Source organism: Saprospiraceae bacterium (assembly GCA_016713025.1).
In the GTDB taxonomy this organism is placed as follows: domain Bacteria; phylum Bacteroidota; class Bacteroidia; order Chitinophagales; family Saprospiraceae; genus OLB9.
Map to the genome: position 1 here is coordinate 3,109,452 of JADJPZ010000004.1, position 15,276 is coordinate 3,124,727.

The 15,276-nt window shown below is 37.5% G+C and carries 10 protein-coding genes and 2 pseudogenes; 3 read left to right on the forward strand and 9 right to left on the reverse strand.

Translation table 11 applies throughout. The annotated features are described in order from the left end of the window. The first annotated feature begins 338 nt into the window (after positions 1-338). Genes IPK35_19595 through IPK35_19605 form a run of 3 tightly spaced genes read left to right on the forward strand, consistent with a single transcriptional unit; the run spans position 339 to position 5,496 of the window. The gene (locus IPK35_19595; GenBank protein MBK8055413.1) at positions 339-2,594 is read left to right on the forward strand and encodes a DUF4838 domain-containing protein; all 2,256 of its coding nucleotides are present in this window, start codon (positions 339-341) and stop codon (positions 2,592-2,594) included. A gap of 48 nt (positions 2,595-2,642) precedes the next feature. Next, on the forward strand, positions 2,643-4,367 hold the full coding sequence (locus IPK35_19600; GenBank protein ID MBK8055414.1) for a hypothetical protein: 1,725 nt from the start codon (positions 2,643-2,645) through the stop codon (positions 4,365-4,367). A 13-nt stretch (positions 4,368-4,380) separates the two neighbouring features. Then, positions 4,381-5,496, forward strand: a complete 1,116-nt coding sequence (locus IPK35_19605) for a DUF1343 domain-containing protein (GenBank protein MBK8055415.1) — start codon at positions 4,381-4,383, stop codon at positions 5,494-5,496. 106 nt (positions 5,497-5,602) lie between these two features. On the opposite strand, the gene IPK35_19610 is transcribed toward IPK35_19605, so the two are convergent. The 9 genes and pseudogenes from IPK35_19610 to IPK35_19650 form a co-directional block, all read right to left on the reverse strand. Further along, a complete protein-coding gene (locus IPK35_19610; protein ID MBK8055416.1) occupies positions 5,603-6,217 on the reverse strand; it encodes a hypothetical protein in 615 nt (204 codons plus the stop codon). Positions 6,218-6,437: 220 nt separating this feature from the next. After that, entirely contained in the window at positions 6,438-6,896 is a 459-nt protein-coding gene (locus tag IPK35_19615; protein ID MBK8055417.1) for a T9SS type A sorting domain-containing protein, read from the reverse strand. A 159-nt stretch (positions 6,897-7,055) separates the two neighbouring features. Next, positions 7,056-7,780 (reverse strand): annotated as a pseudogene (locus IPK35_19620) (ATP-binding protein). 43 nt (positions 7,781-7,823) lie between these two features. Then, positions 7,824-8,438, reverse strand: a complete 615-nt coding sequence (locus IPK35_19625; GenBank protein ID MBK8055418.1) for a hypothetical protein — start codon at positions 8,436-8,438, stop codon at positions 7,824-7,826. Beyond that, entirely contained in the window at positions 8,411-9,421 is a 1,011-nt protein-coding gene (locus IPK35_19630; protein ID MBK8055419.1) for an IS21 family transposase, read from the reverse strand. The genes IPK35_19625 and IPK35_19630 overlap by 28 nt, the downstream gene beginning before the upstream one ends. Positions 9,422-9,585: 164 nt before the next feature. Further along, positions 9,586-10,772, reverse strand: a pseudogene (locus IPK35_19635) (IS256 family transposase). A gap of 170 nt (positions 10,773-10,942) precedes the next feature. Next, a complete protein-coding gene (locus IPK35_19640) occupies positions 10,943-12,595 on the reverse strand; it encodes a hypothetical protein (protein ID MBK8055420.1) in 1,653 nt (550 codons plus the stop codon). 1,200 nt (positions 12,596-13,795) lie between these two features. Further along, positions 13,796-14,197, reverse strand: coding sequence for a HipA N-terminal domain-containing protein (locus tag IPK35_19645; protein ID MBK8055421.1), 402 nt, complete (start codon positions 14,195-14,197; stop codon positions 13,796-13,798). Between the two features lie 373 nt (positions 14,198-14,570). Continuing rightward, on the reverse strand, positions 14,571-15,266 hold the full coding sequence (locus tag IPK35_19650) for a HipA domain-containing protein (GenBank protein ID MBK8055422.1): 696 nt from the start codon (positions 15,264-15,266) through the stop codon (positions 14,571-14,573). Between the last annotated feature and the right edge of the window lie 10 nt (positions 15,267-15,276).

The window sequence follows — 15,276 nt, forward strand, 5'->3', positions numbered from 1 at the left end:
ATATATTGATTTTAAGGCAATAAAAATTTAAACATACTCTAAGTTTGGCTGAGAAAAATTATTATTTTTTTGAAAATGCATATTTATGTACCCACAAAACTTCCTTGCAACCCTAGCCTCCGTAGGTAGGCAGGCAGGCTCATTCATACGCCAAGGCTCGTCAGGCTCTGAAGATGTTGTCACGCCAAAGGTGCAAGACGACCCACCCAATTCAACCACGTTTTTACCGTTTATTAAGAAGAACACTGAAAAAGTGCAATTTGTTATACATACTTGCATACACTATTTTGAATACATCAGATAATTATGATTAACTTTGTTTTTCCAACTAAATCACCATGAAAACAGTTTTAAAAGTTTGTTTTGCCTTCCTTCTTTTTTCAGACTCATCTATGTATAGTCAGATGTCATTAGTAACCAATGGAAAGACAGATTTTACTATCATCATCCCGTCTGAAAACAATAGTCAGGAACGCGATGCGGCAACGCTCATGCAAAAGGTTATCGACTCTATGACAGGTGTCACTTTACCTATACAAGAGAAATCATCTATAAAGTCTGACAAAAGTATCATCATCAGCACAAAGCCCTTTTCTCCGAAAACCCGAAAGCTTGCTATACCACATCCTGATGGCTTTTATATCATTGCTGACAAAAAAAATCTGATCATCTACGGAGGAAATAAACGAGGTGCTGTCCATGGGGTAGTCCATTTCCTGGGAAAATATCTGGGTTGCAGGCTGTATGCACCTCACTACAGCGTTTTTCCCAAAAAAAATCAAATTTCTATCCCTAAAATCAATGAATATTTAGTACCTGACAACCACATCAGAATCATCAATGGTGACTATGTCCATCAATCAAAAGAGTACAGAGACTGGCTCATGACCAATGAAATATCTGAAGAATTTCCCAAAGGATATTTTGTGCATACTTTTCATAGTTTAGTACCTGCTGATGAATATTTTGACACTCACCCGGAATACTTTTCTATGGTCAGCGGAAAACGCACCAGAGATCAATTGTGTATGTCGCATCCTGAAGTATTAAGGCTTACCATCAGAAAACTAAGGCTGGAAATGAGCAAACAGCCTGAAAAAAATCTATGGTCAGTAAGTCAGAATGACAATCCATTTTATTGCTCGTGTGATCAATGCAGTGCTGTCATCAAAGAAGAAAATGCACCATCCGGACCACTCATCAGATTTATAAATGCAATTGCAGATACCTTTCCGAATAAAGTGATTTCAACGCTGGCATATCAGTTTTCACGAAAAGCACCAACTGTCACCAAACCAAGGAAAAATGTCCAGGTCATGCTCTGTACCATCGAGCTCAACAGAAGCAAGGCCATTGCTGAAGATCCGGGATCAGCTTCATTTGTCAGGGATATAAAAGACTGGTCTGCCATCACGGATCATATTTTTCTGTGGGATTACACAGTAGATTTTGCGCATCAAATCACACCATTTCCCAATTTTCATGTACTGAAGCCAAATATCAGGTTTTTTTATGACAATGATGCAAAAATCCAGTTTCAGCAATCCAATGTAGGCAAAGGGCATGCTTTTTCAGAGTTGAAGGCATACTTGATTTCGAAATTGCTGTGGGATACTAAGGTCAACAAAGATTCTGTGATCAATGATTTTCTGCATGGATATTATGGGAAAGCAGCGCCATTTATCAGAAAGTATATTGATAAAACAGAAAGTGAACTGATCAAATCCGGAGAATTTCTGGACATCTACGGTCACCCGACAGCACATCAAAACTCCTTCCTTTCAGCAGAAAATGTACGATTATATAATGCATGGTTTGATGAAGCTGAAAAAAGCGTTTCAAACCATGCTGAACATCTAAACCATGTAAAAATTGCAAGACTACCATTGATGTATGCTATGATGGAAATAGGAAAATCAGATATGTTTGGTCCAAGAGGATTTTATAGTATCAAAGGTGAAAATCTGATATTGAAACCTGAAATGTCACAGATAGTGGATGACTTTTCAAACATATGCACCTATAACGGTGTAAAAAATGTCAATGAAAGTGGTCTTACTCCTGCAGCATATATTCAATCCGGCAGGCGGACTTTACAGATTAAAAAAGAAGGCAATTTGGCATTCGGCAAAAATGTTACACTTAAACCTATGCCGGCGACAAAATACAGTGGCGGAAGTCCTGCCCTCCTGACCAATGGTGTACATGGCAGCAATGACTATAGAGTACATTGGCTGGGCTGGGAAGGCTTAGACTTTGAAATCAACATGGATCTCGGAGAAAGTAAGGATATTGATTCTGTCCAAATATCAACTTTGTATCTTCCAAATAGCTGGGTTTTGCACCCGAAAGAAGTCACATGCACCACTTATGATATGAATGGCAACCCAAATTCAACTTCAGCCATTGGCATACATGGAGATCAAAAAAATGAAGAAGTCAATAAAACTTTTAATTTTGTGACATCAGGTAAAAAGGTCAGAAAAATAAAGATCAATGTTACATCATCAGCAACACTTCCGCATTGGCATCCCGCATATGGCGGTACTGCATGGACTTTTGTGGATGAGTTGGTGGTTTTTGCAAAAAAATAATGTTTACATTCTATTACAAATACTCTTAATCAAAAACAAAACAATATTATGAGATCATTCCTTTATTTCCTGGTAATTTTGATTTTCCTGGGTGCATGTACCAATTCAGGCACTAAAAAAAACAAATTCACATTTTCTATCACCATTCCTGACTCCTTGAGTGCCGGTATAGCTGATGGCAGGATCATATTAATGCTTTCCGACAATCCGGATAAAGAACCAAGATTCGAAATTTCCGATGGACCAAAAACAAAAATAGCATTTGGAAAAAACATCGAAAACTGGACAAAAGGACAAACTATAGAGTTTACCGGGGAAGAATTTGGTTATCCTTATACAGCAATGAGTGAAGTACCCGAAGGTGAGTATTATGTCCAGGCGCTCTTACACAAATATGAAACATTTAAACTGGCCACAGGACAAACTGTCAAATTGCCGATGGATCGCGGCGAGGGCCAGCAGTGGAATCAGGCGCCTGGCAACCTGTACAGTACACCAGTTAAAATTACGCTAATATCCGGAAGCAAAATTTCAATCAATCTGAATAAAATCATCCCAAAAATCAAAGAACCTGAGGATACTGAATGGGTAAAACATATCAAGTTTAAAAGTAAACTTTTGTCTGAATTTTGGGGCAGAGATATCTACCTGGGAGCGCATGTTTTATTGCCGAAAGACTGGGATGCCAACAAAAATGTCAAGTACCCGCTCGCTATATATCACGGACATTTTCCTGACGATTTTTCCGGATGGAGGACTACACCACCTGACACAACGATACCTTGTCAATATAGTGACAGATTTAAACTCGACTGCTATAACCGGATAGAACAGCAGGAAGCATACGATTTCTATAAGATCTGGTCCGGACCGGATTTTCCACGAGTTATCGCTATAGAAATCCAACATCCTACCCCATATTATGATGATTCTTATGCTGTCAATTCTGCATGTCAGGGACCGTACGGAGATGCTATCACTTATGAATTGATCCCTTATATAGAGCAACAATTCCGTGGCATCGGGCAAGGATGGGCGAGATTTATGTATGGAGGCTCTACGGGTGGCTGGGAAGCACTTGCGGCTCAGGTATTTTATCCTGATGAGTACAATGGTTGTTTTGCAGCGTGTCCTGATCCTATAGACTTCAGAGCATTTACTGTAGTAGATATATATAAAGATAAAAATGCCTATTTTCTGGACAGTCAACATAAAAAAACTCCAAGACCCGGACACAGAGATTATCTGGGACATGTCAACAGCACACTTCAGGAGATGAACTACAGAGAACTTGTACTGGGTGATAAATCAAGATCCGGTCAGCAGTGGGATATCTGGGAGGCGACGTATTCACCCATGGACAAAGAAGGGTATCCTGCAAGAGTCTGGGACAAAGTGACGGGTGACATTGATTCTACTGTTGCCAAGCATTGGAAAGAAAATTTTGACCTTACATACATCATGAAACGCGACTGGCCAAAAATAGGACAAAAACTCAAAGGAAAAGTCAGGATTTACTGCGGTGATATGGACAATTATTATCTCAACAATGCAGTATATCTCACAGAGGAATTTCTAAAATCCACCAATGACCCTTATTATGACGGAGAAGTGGATTATGGCGACCGCGCCGAACATTGCTGGAATGGTGATCACAGTCAACCCAACGCCATATCAAGACTTCGGTACCACCGCATGTTCATACCAAAATGGACCAAAGAAATGGTAAAAACCGCCCCAAAAGGTGTCGATCTGAAAAGCTGGAGATACTGATCATCATTGGTTTATGTCATTTTCAGCTTTATTTGATCATAAAATATACCAAAAGTCATCCAAAATCTGTCTGCTTTGCAATCAGACATCTTATGATTTTGGTAAAAAAAGATATTTGTTTGATCTGATAGCTGACGAAGGAAAATTGCATTGTCTCCTGCTCCCCGAGCATGGGTTGTTTTCAGAAATGCAGGATCAGGAAAATGTGGACAATGTTAAGTACAGAAGTGTTCAATGCTACTCTTTGTACAATAAAAGAATGCATGTCACTGGTGCTGAAAAATACATGGCAGAAAATTGTGATCTGGTAGTTATAGATATTTTTGATGTCGGAGTGCGGTATTATACCTACAGTACTCATATGATGAGTTTGCTCAGGATGTTGGACACTTATTATGCAGGAATGCCTGTCTTGATCATAGACAGACCCAATCCTGCCGGGTCAAGGATAGAAGGTACCATCATACAGGAAGAGTATACATCTTTTCTGGGCACTTCAGGAATGATTCACCGGCATGGAATGAGTACCGGCCAATTATGCCAAAGGTACATCAAAAGCAACAAGCTTTCTATCGACATACATAAGGTGGCATTTGATACAAAATATTTTCGGTTTATCATGCCTTCACCCAATCTACCTGCATCAGAATCACTGATGGTATATCCGGGGCAATGTTTCTGGGAAGCCACTACACTAAGCGAAGGAAGAGGCACTACCAGGCCATTTGAGATTTTCGGTCATCCGGATCTCACTATGGAAAAGGCTGATCAAATCAGTCAAATCTTCAATCAAAAATTTCTGAACCTGGCCTTTTTGCGACCAATAAAGTTTATACCTGTATATCACAAACACAAAGACAAGACCTGTACCGGCTGGCAATTGTCGATACAAGATCACCTGCAATATCATTGTATATTTGGCACATTGACATTGATGCGTTGGGTAAATGAAACGCTCGGCGAAGAAGCATTCTGGCGGCAAGGGCCTTATGAATTTGATTCTGATGCCACTGCTGCCCAACTATTGATTGGCGACGATGACCTTATTGATTATGTCAATGGGATACAGGATGAGGATGGAGTGATGCATAAACTTCAAAAAAGTGAGGAAGGGTGGAGGAATGGTTAGTGTTATACAAAAAGTGCATCCTACCCCAATCGGAGCACAGCCATGGTGACAAAGAGATCACCCCATCTGTGACGGACAGCGGTCCAACCTACGCCTAAAGAAGTTTCTATTTAAAACAATCCGTTTCTTTGTTGCTGAGCTTATTATCACCTTTTTTGTCTTTGGTAACTTGTGCAGGAAAGAAACATCCTTTTTTATCTCTGAAAATAGCAGACTCCTCATCGCATACTATACTACACACAGATCCTCTAAAATCAAACTGTCCTTTTCCATCTATGTTGATGCTAAATTGATACCAAAACTGACCATCCCATTTTTTCCTCACATTTTTATCAGAATCAAAGTATTGACCGTCAAATCCATAATTTTTAATGTCTAGGTAATTGATCCAATCCCTACTAAAAACAATTCTTTTGATTTTATCATCATTGGAATTATATATTGTAAAGTTATATACACTGCCATTAGGCACCAAGGAAGTATCTACCACTGGATAAAAAAGATCATTGATACCATCTCCATTGGGAGTAAAGACGTTGGGTATGAAAATATTTATACCGGGTATGATTTCTCTGGACACTTCGGAAGGCGTGCCACAGCAAGGCTTGTATTTTTCTGACTCAATGATGGTAATGGTACCATTATCATCTTGTGCAGTACAGCTCATCCCATACGAAATGATGATGGCTAAAGTAAAAATAGTAATAAGTGATTTGTTCATCTCTATAAAATTTAGGATATGATTGGATAAGGTTTTCATGCGTTTTTTTTATATTTTTTAAATAAATTTTAATGGTCATAAATCGTGCCGTTTCACCTTCGGCATGGAATTGGTCTTACCGAACTCACGCTTCTGATGTTTAAAACCTTGTTTGTGCCCGCCTGACAAGCTTCCTGCCTGCTGGCGAGGCGGGCACCACAATTTTGCTTTCATTTTCATTTCATTGTTTGATAATTTTCGTTTTGTAAATGATTTGACCTGCACTGTCATTGATGACAAATAAATAGGGTGATGCTGGCATACTACCGATGTCTAAGATTACTTGTGGCCCGGTAACTAAAGACTGTTGCAATAACTGACCCGATAGAGATGTCAGTTTATACACCCAAGTTGGCTCATATTTGTCAAGACGAATGGTAAATAACCCTTCTGTAGGATTTGGAAATAGAGTGATCTGCCCGTCCATATCCTGCCGTATGCGCTCTGTACGGGTTTCTGTCTCAGTCATCTGGATGGTATCAGGCTTCATTTCTGCCTGTGTACCCTTGACTACAGGTCTATCACAGCCACCTACATACTTCCGTTCGATCCTATTGCCTGATGCGTCGTAGGTGTATTGGATGAAGCATTGAGCGGAGATGAGTCCATGAATTAAGGTGAAAGCAAGGATAAAGAACATGTTTTTCATTTATATTGAGGCTGTAAAATATTTTGTGTAAACAAAACTTCAAAGAATTATGGCTGAATCAAATTATCCTCAAAGATAATTGTATATTCTCCCAGTATTGACCCCCTAATTGGCGCGAAGCTGACCCCCTAGTTGAAGTGGGATACAAAGCTAAATTTTTATTCTCAGACTTTTACCTTTCAGGTCAAAATTGAAGCATTTTGCAAGTATTCTGTCCAGTATGGCATCTGCAATAGTTGGTTCGTTTATAAAAGAGTGCCAATGTTCTATAGGGAGTTGCGAGACGATGATGGTAGATTTATAATCATACCTGTCTTCGAGCATTTGTAGTAAAGCAAGTTTTGCATTTTGGTCGAGCTGCTGTAGTCCGAAGTCATCCAAAATGATGAGATCAGCTTTTTTAATTGGTTAAGCCATTTAATGTAAGTGCCCTGGAGTTTGGCTAGCGATAGTTGTTCGGTAAATCGATTCATATTGAAGTATAGGGTGCGATAAGCATGTAAACAAGCTTGATTGCCGAGTGCACAAGCCAGGAAAGATTTGCCGCTGCCGGTAGCTCCCGTGATGATGACATTCTGGGCTCTTTCGATAAAAGAACAGTCGGACATCAAAGCGATACTTTCCTTTTTAATATTCCTTTCTGAGTTGTATATTATGTCTTGTAAGCTGGCTTTGTACCTGAGTTTACTTAGTCTTAGCAGCATTTGCGACTTGGTAAAGTTTCTGTGTTGCCACTCTGCATCGATGACTGTACCGATGCATTCATGCGTGTCTGGATGTGCATCTGCGGGAAGCTTCAATATGCTTTCGTAGGCTGACGCCATGCCTGTAAGATGAAGTTTCTGCATCTGCTGCAATGTTGCTTGTGTATTCATTTTTGATAAATATTTGGTGATAAAAAATATGATTTAATTTTCGTTAAGTGATAAATTGCAGGGTTGATTGGGAATAATAGACTGGCCCGCGAAGGTTGTCGTGTGCCGGTAATTTCTGATCTTCTTTTTCTTGTTCATTGATTGGGATTTCTATTTTATCCATATTGTTTTGGAGGATGGTTTGTAAGATCCCGTATGTCGCCCGATGACCTGCAGCCGCTCTTTTAGAAGCATTTTCGAGCCTTTCGTTGCCATATTTATCGCCTAACCTAAGGATACCCAAACATGCATTGTACGTCTGCTCTACGATATGTTTTGAGTCAAGGATCGTTTGTACCGCCCACAAAGTGTGAGGCCCGATCTCTGATGCCTTTTTCTTAAAATAGGCGGCATCCCATCCTTTTTGTTCTTGATATCTGATGTGTTTTTCCGGCATGTGAGCTGCCAGGGTAGAATAGGCATATTCTCTGTAGTCTCTTTTGTGTATAGCGATACGTTCTGTACCACAATAGATCTCTACGCTGTGACTGGTATATATGATCTGAGTTGATTTGCCTATGTATTGGTATGGCACACTGTAATAATGGTTATTCTCTCCCACGATGACATGATAGTTTCTTTGCACTTTTGCTATGGTACTTTTATTGACTTCAAACATTGAAGATGGTAAGGGACGTAAATTTTCTTTCTCATTTTGTTCAAACCGCTCACGTCTGCTGTATGCCTTGCCCTGCATTTTTTATTATTGAGTTCATCTAACTGTTTGCGGAAAGCGGCATTAAGTTCGTCTAATGAATGAAATACCTGATCTCTGAGCGGCGCATAAATATGATTGTAAACGATGGTTACATGGCGCTCTACGTTGGCTTTATCCTTGGGTTTGCCTACTCTGGTGGCATCTAGTTCCATCGTATAGTATGCCCCCATCTGGCTACAAAACTCTGTAAACTTTGGCTCATATCTGTCTGCCTTGGCTACATAGCTTTTTAGATTGTCGCTCGTTAAAACCGAAGGCGTCCCTCCTATATACTTCAAGGCTTCGTTGATGGCTATGACAAAATCTGATTGTTTCTGACTAGGTACAGCATACACATGTGTGAAGGATGAAAATGGAAGTGTGGTCACCAGTACTTCACAGTGATGTACTTCGCCAGTCCTTACGTCTACCCACTGTGCTTTACTACCGGCAAAGTCTACCATCATACGATATCCGGCTTTGTGCTCTATGCGGATAGTGGCTTCATTGATGGTACGATATTCCTTTAATTTACGGCAAAACCTGCTGTAACTATATCCGGTTGGATAATCAACTATATATTGTTTGTATATTGTTTCTCTGGTGACACCATGACGGCCTAATTCGTTTATAATCCAGGGAAGTAACTCTTTAAATTTTTCATTCCTATAATACTCCGGGCTATCAGACGATGGCTGTTCATAAAAGAGCCGATGAAATGCTTCATCCGACATTTGGTCCATCTGCGAAATATCTACGCCTGATAATTTGAAAATAGCAAGATACTTTTTAACAGTATTTTTAGATACTCCATATATCCGGGAGGTTTTCCTTATGGTCTCTCCGCTCAATACATCTTTTAAAATAGATTTTACCTGATTCATTCTTGTGGGTTTAAATGCCATATCCAATTTTATTAGTTTATAAATTGGACACAACGTAATTTAAATTATCCACTTCAAATTCGGCACTGACCTTTTTTACCTTTTATAAATCAGGGGGTCAGCTTGCCGCCATTTAGGGGGTCAGCTTGAGCGCCATTTGATGGGTCAGCTTGGTAGGAATAAACAATAATTAAAATTTCATTATGAGTAATATGCCAGTTATGAATTGGCATTGTCCATTTAACTTGAATTTGCTGAATAGCAAGATATACAGATTTCAAGGCTGCCTGATCATTTGGAAAAAGTGTTTTGGTTTTGGTAAATTTTCTGATGGCTCTGTTGAGGCCTTCAATGGTATTAGTGGTATACATAATTTTACGAATGTTAGTAGGATACTGAAACATGGGAGATAGATTTGACCAGTTTGCTTCCCAACTTTTAATGGCATAGGCATATTTAGACCCCCATTTTGCTTTAAAAGCTTCAAAAGCAATGAGAGCAGTTTCCATATTTAAAGCGGCATAAACAGTTTTTAAATCAGCCAGGAAGGCCCTTCTATCTTTCCATGGGACAAACTTCATAGAGTTTCTGATTTGATGAACGATACAAAGCTGGGATACGGTATCGGGGAAAGCAGTTTGAATGGCCTGAGTGAATCCTGTAAGATTGTCAGTGCATGCAATGAGCATCTTTTTAACGCCCCTGTCTTTGAGCTCATTTAAGACAGAAAGCCAAAACGCGGCAGACTCGTTGGCGCTCATCCAGATGCCCAAAACTTCTTTGATCCCATTGGTTTTCAGTCCTATAACGATATAAATACTCTTGTTGATGATTTTATTATCCTGCCGGATTTTAAAACAAATACAATCCATCCAAACGATGTAATAAGTATTATCCAAAGGTCTGTTTTGCCATTCCTGGATAGCCGGAATCATTTTGTTTGTAATATCTGAAACAAAGGTTTTAGAAACGTCTAAGCCATAAATTTCCTGAATTTGAGCTGTTATGTCATCAGTGCTCATACACTCTACTGTAAAGAGATGTAATGACAGATTCTACTTTCTCAGTGGTAGTTTGGCCCTTGGGAACAATGATAGGCTCAAATTCACCGTTACGATCCCGTGGAATATCCAACTCTACCTGTCCTTGTGTAGTGCGTATCTTTTTCTTATAAGACCCATTCCGGGAATTACCTGAATTAATCCCATCGGGCGAGTGTTTTGAATAGCCTAAATGATGACTTAGTTCAGCTTTTTAAAAGTTCTTGAATGCCATCTTTGTAAAGACCATTCATAACATTGTCAAAATCATTAAGAGACTTGACATCCTGAAGAAATTCAGAGAGATTAAGATTAAATTTGTTACTTTGCATAACTATTAAATTTGTTAGGTTAAAAAATGTGTCTGTACTTGGTCGCACAAACATATTAAAAATTTTCCATCTGTGGGGGGTACCCCCCACAGATGGAAGCCTAACTCCTTGATACTAGTTTACACAATCTTTCTTACACTCCCAATGAATGGGATATTTTAAACTTACTCTTAATTACCTATCCGATTCAACAATTCTTGTACCACTTTACGATAATATTTGACCAGTTCTGTATTCTTAAATAATGTCATGATATCAGCCATAAAGTTTTCACTATTTTCTAAAAGTAAATCATCATCATCATCAATGGAAGAAGCAAATATTTCATGAAAGGGTTTATCATCTAACTTTGCGATGGCGCAAGCCAGATAATAATTTGCTTGCACACTGAATATGATTTTTTTCTCCGTTTTGGACGATTTGCCATATTTCATGAATGTCCCATATACTGCTGCGAATGAAAAATATTCATCAACTTCATTGGGAAATGTATTTGAAAGAGATACGATAGCTTTTTTATCACCTAATTTATACAATATTCTCATCATTTCGAACCTACCACCCAAATTGTCATCAGGATTCATATCTATGATTTCTTTGTAACCATCCAAGGCATCATCCAAATAACCACCAATTTCATAAGTCTTTGCAAGTAAGTATTTTGCTCTCATGAAAGGTCTGGTATGCGATACCTTCCACCACACTTTATCCTTTTGTATCCGCTTATAATCATAGTCAAGATTGTTAACATCGGTTATATCCAGGAGCATATCTATTCTTTTTTCCAAATCTCCTTCCCACCCTGCTTTCAATATGTGGGCTTCGATGTTGTGCGGATTTGTTTTGAGCATTTGTTCTGCTTTTGCAATACCTTCTTCTTGTGGCAAATCAAAAAGTGCAATGGCGGCATATTCATCATCATCTCGTGCATTGGGATTTTGCAATCTGCGTTCTTCTGCTGAAAGTCCCGAGTATTTTTCCATATAATTTGAAAAATATTCATCATCTTCTTCTTCAAAACCATCTGTCACCATGTCTCTATAAAATTGCATAAAGCTCGCATAATGCATTTCAGGTTCATATGCATTTTCATCTATATTCCGGACTAACACAAATTCTGGGGTAAGCTGATACTGATTTTTCATAATTTCAATAAAAAGGAAAATAAACCCAAGTTGGCAATCTATGCTAAAAGTGATGAAGTTTTCATTGTCAGATATGGTGTATAATTTAGTGGTAACATTTGATTTATTATCTTCCAGCATGTCTGTGATTACTTGAGCACATTGGTCTTTGGTAATAGGTGTGTCACTTCCAAACTCAATGGTCACCTGAAGATTACATTGAGTTTGCATGATCTCCATTCCGGACTTAAGCATCTCAGGTGTAATCTCTTCATTGTCCAGATCGTCATCTTCGTATAATTCATCATCCTCTGCTTCGTCCCACTCCAATTCTGTTTGGTCAAATCCTACTTTCATCATACTGACTCTGAGTTTTACAGCCATCGCGGTGATCTCGCTAGGATTGATTTCGTAGTAGGTAGATAGTAATAGGAGATGATCATGGAATAGTACATGACCTTCTTCCAGAATACGATTTTTGTTGTACTCAATGATCAAAAGATTGACAGCTGCTGCAATTGTCTTTAACTCACTTTTCTGTATCTTATTGCCTGCATCTACATACACATACCAAAGCGCAAACCCGCCATTGGATAGTTGCCAATATAAGTCATGTTCGTCCCATAATGCCGTCATGTATTCTAAATAAATATTTTCAGCATTTTTAGAGAAATCAGATAGATTGATGACTTTACTCATTTTTATATTTTAAGATGCAAAAGTAAGATTCATCTATTATATATGTGAAAAATTGGGAGGATAATAGTTAAGATTGTTTAAATTTTTATTGCCTTAAAATCAATGTATTATGAACCTGGCATCAAATTAATCGCCTTATTTAGTTCACTTTACCTTTCTTTTTGAAAATTAAATAACCGAACATTAAACTTGATCTGTCCAATAAAAATTAGAAAGGCTATTGAATTTCCCAAAGCAAGTTCATTTGGTTTATGGTGGTAATTTAATTGGGTCCATATAAAATATTCTATAACAAATAAGAATAGGAAAATAATCAGGGTCTTGATTACTAAATTCACTTTTGTGCTGAATAGGCTATAAAGTCGATTAGAATTTTTTGATTTTGTCATAACCTGCGAGTCATTTATGGATTTTAAACAATTCTAATGCTTCAAAGTAACAAAAATATACAATATAAAACCGTTAAGTTAAGACGGTTGGGATATACGATTTTTTCATAGCCCACGGTTTAAACGGTGGGCTATGAAAAAATTTTATGGTTTTGCAATGGTTTTCCATTTTATTCCAATATCCTAATCTCCGCCCTTTGTAAAACCATTCAGCGCAATGTGCAATAAACTTTAAACTCTAAATGGTTTAATTTTAGTCTAAAGATGTATTACAAGCCTTATATAGATCATTATTGTATTTTTGTTTTATATGCTTGGTCAGGATGATTAGGCATATCTGGGAAGACATACTCTAATATACCCTTTTTTTCCATTGGTGAAGTAAATGTTCTCAAGATGTATTTGTCGGTTCTACCTAAAATTCCAGCAATTTCACTACTCTTATATGGTCTAAGATAACAAATTTTAATAATAACATCTTCAATAATCTGAGGATTCAGAACCCTTTGCGGTAATTTTTTTTAACTCGTTTTGAATATCGTTGGGTAGCTGGTGCACTAAGGATTCATTAACTGGTGCACTAAGCTCAATATCATTGTCAATGTCGAAATCAAGTGGTGCACTAAGGATGCCTTCATCAACAAAATCAGACTGAACTGTTGCACTAAGATCAAAATTGTTGGTAACAGATGCACTAAGGACACTTTCATCAATAATTTTAACAGAACTGTGTATTAGAGACTATACTTCAGCTATCTCTGCTTGGTTCTCCTTTCGTTACATCATATAACAAGAAGTTGGCTTCTTAAACTTATTGTAATACAAAAGGATTATTAATACTTCTTAATCCAAAAGTCTTTAGTAAAGAAATTAAATCGTTTTCTTTGATTCCTTTTCGACGAATAATCTCTTGAACTTTCGGCTGCTTCAAACTAGGAATACGAGCTTGGAAGAAAGGCCATAATACTTCTGATTTATATTCCTTACTTTTATTGGGAAAGGTGGGAATAGTATCAATACTGGATTGATTTTGAAACATCTTTGTATACGAAAAGTACCAAACGTTACCATCAAATCGCAATTCACCGATAGGTAAATTGTTATACATAAGAACGAAAATGTGTGATTCTGTACCATCTTCCTTCTTTTCATCTTCAGATTTTACATCATGAAGAGATAGTAATTGGAATATCTTTTTTATTCGATCAAGCATGGGTAATGTCTCTAAGTTTTTGGAATCGCAAAGCTAAGCATTCTTCGATCAGTTCCAACCTAAAATCTGTTAAAAGTGAACTAATATCTGACTTTTTAATCATATTTATTGCATTTTCTAACGATGAATTGTCAAAAAAAGTTCTTATTTCTAACTTGTTCAACATTATTTCACTTTGATAAAGCAGCTTCACAAGATCAAAATGATTAATATTAGCATGATTATCCCACCCTATCTTTGGCTGAGAATCCTCTATATATTTGTTAAGCTTTGAATTCTTAGTATTAGTGTTTTTAAGCCAATCGCTCAAAGCTATATCAGAAGTATTCCAAAATAATCCTCGGGCAGTATCATATATAGGCGAAAACCTTACTCAATTTGTTGAAATGGATTTTATACATCCCCAATTATAGAAGTGCCTGTCATTATTACCAATTAACGCATCAAATAATAATAACTTGCAATAAGCGTCTAATATTTCAGGATTATTCGGAAAAGAGTATAAAATGGCTTTTATCGCCTCCTGTACTGTTATTAAATCCTTTTCCATTTTCTGTGCTTCTATCTGACTTATTATGGTATCATCATTATAGTAAGCTGCATAAATATCTGCACCATGAACTAGTAATTCTCCCTGCTTAAGGAAATATTTGCTGAAAAATCTAATTTGCGTGTTATGCGGATAAGCAATCGCTGCTATTTCTGATTCTGCCATCTCCATTCCGAAATAATTACCAAGGTTATTGAGCAAATATTCAGTAATTGATTCAATGGGATAATGCTTGTGACCCACTTTAGCAATATATGTATGTGACTTTGATGCTCTTAATTCACCTTTTTTATAAAAGTAGGCTTTGATGATATCTTTTGGAGCATCACCCGTAACAGGTATATCAACCACTTGGAAATGAATTCTCTTAAGTAGCTTTAATTTCGGAATAAATCCACTTATATTTTTAACATCTACATATTTCATAATTAAAAATGAATTTAATATTAATTCTCCTTCCTCCACAATCCTAATCTCATCCTCCGTCAAGCCATTTAACTCATATACCAATTGGTTCAATGGAATAAAA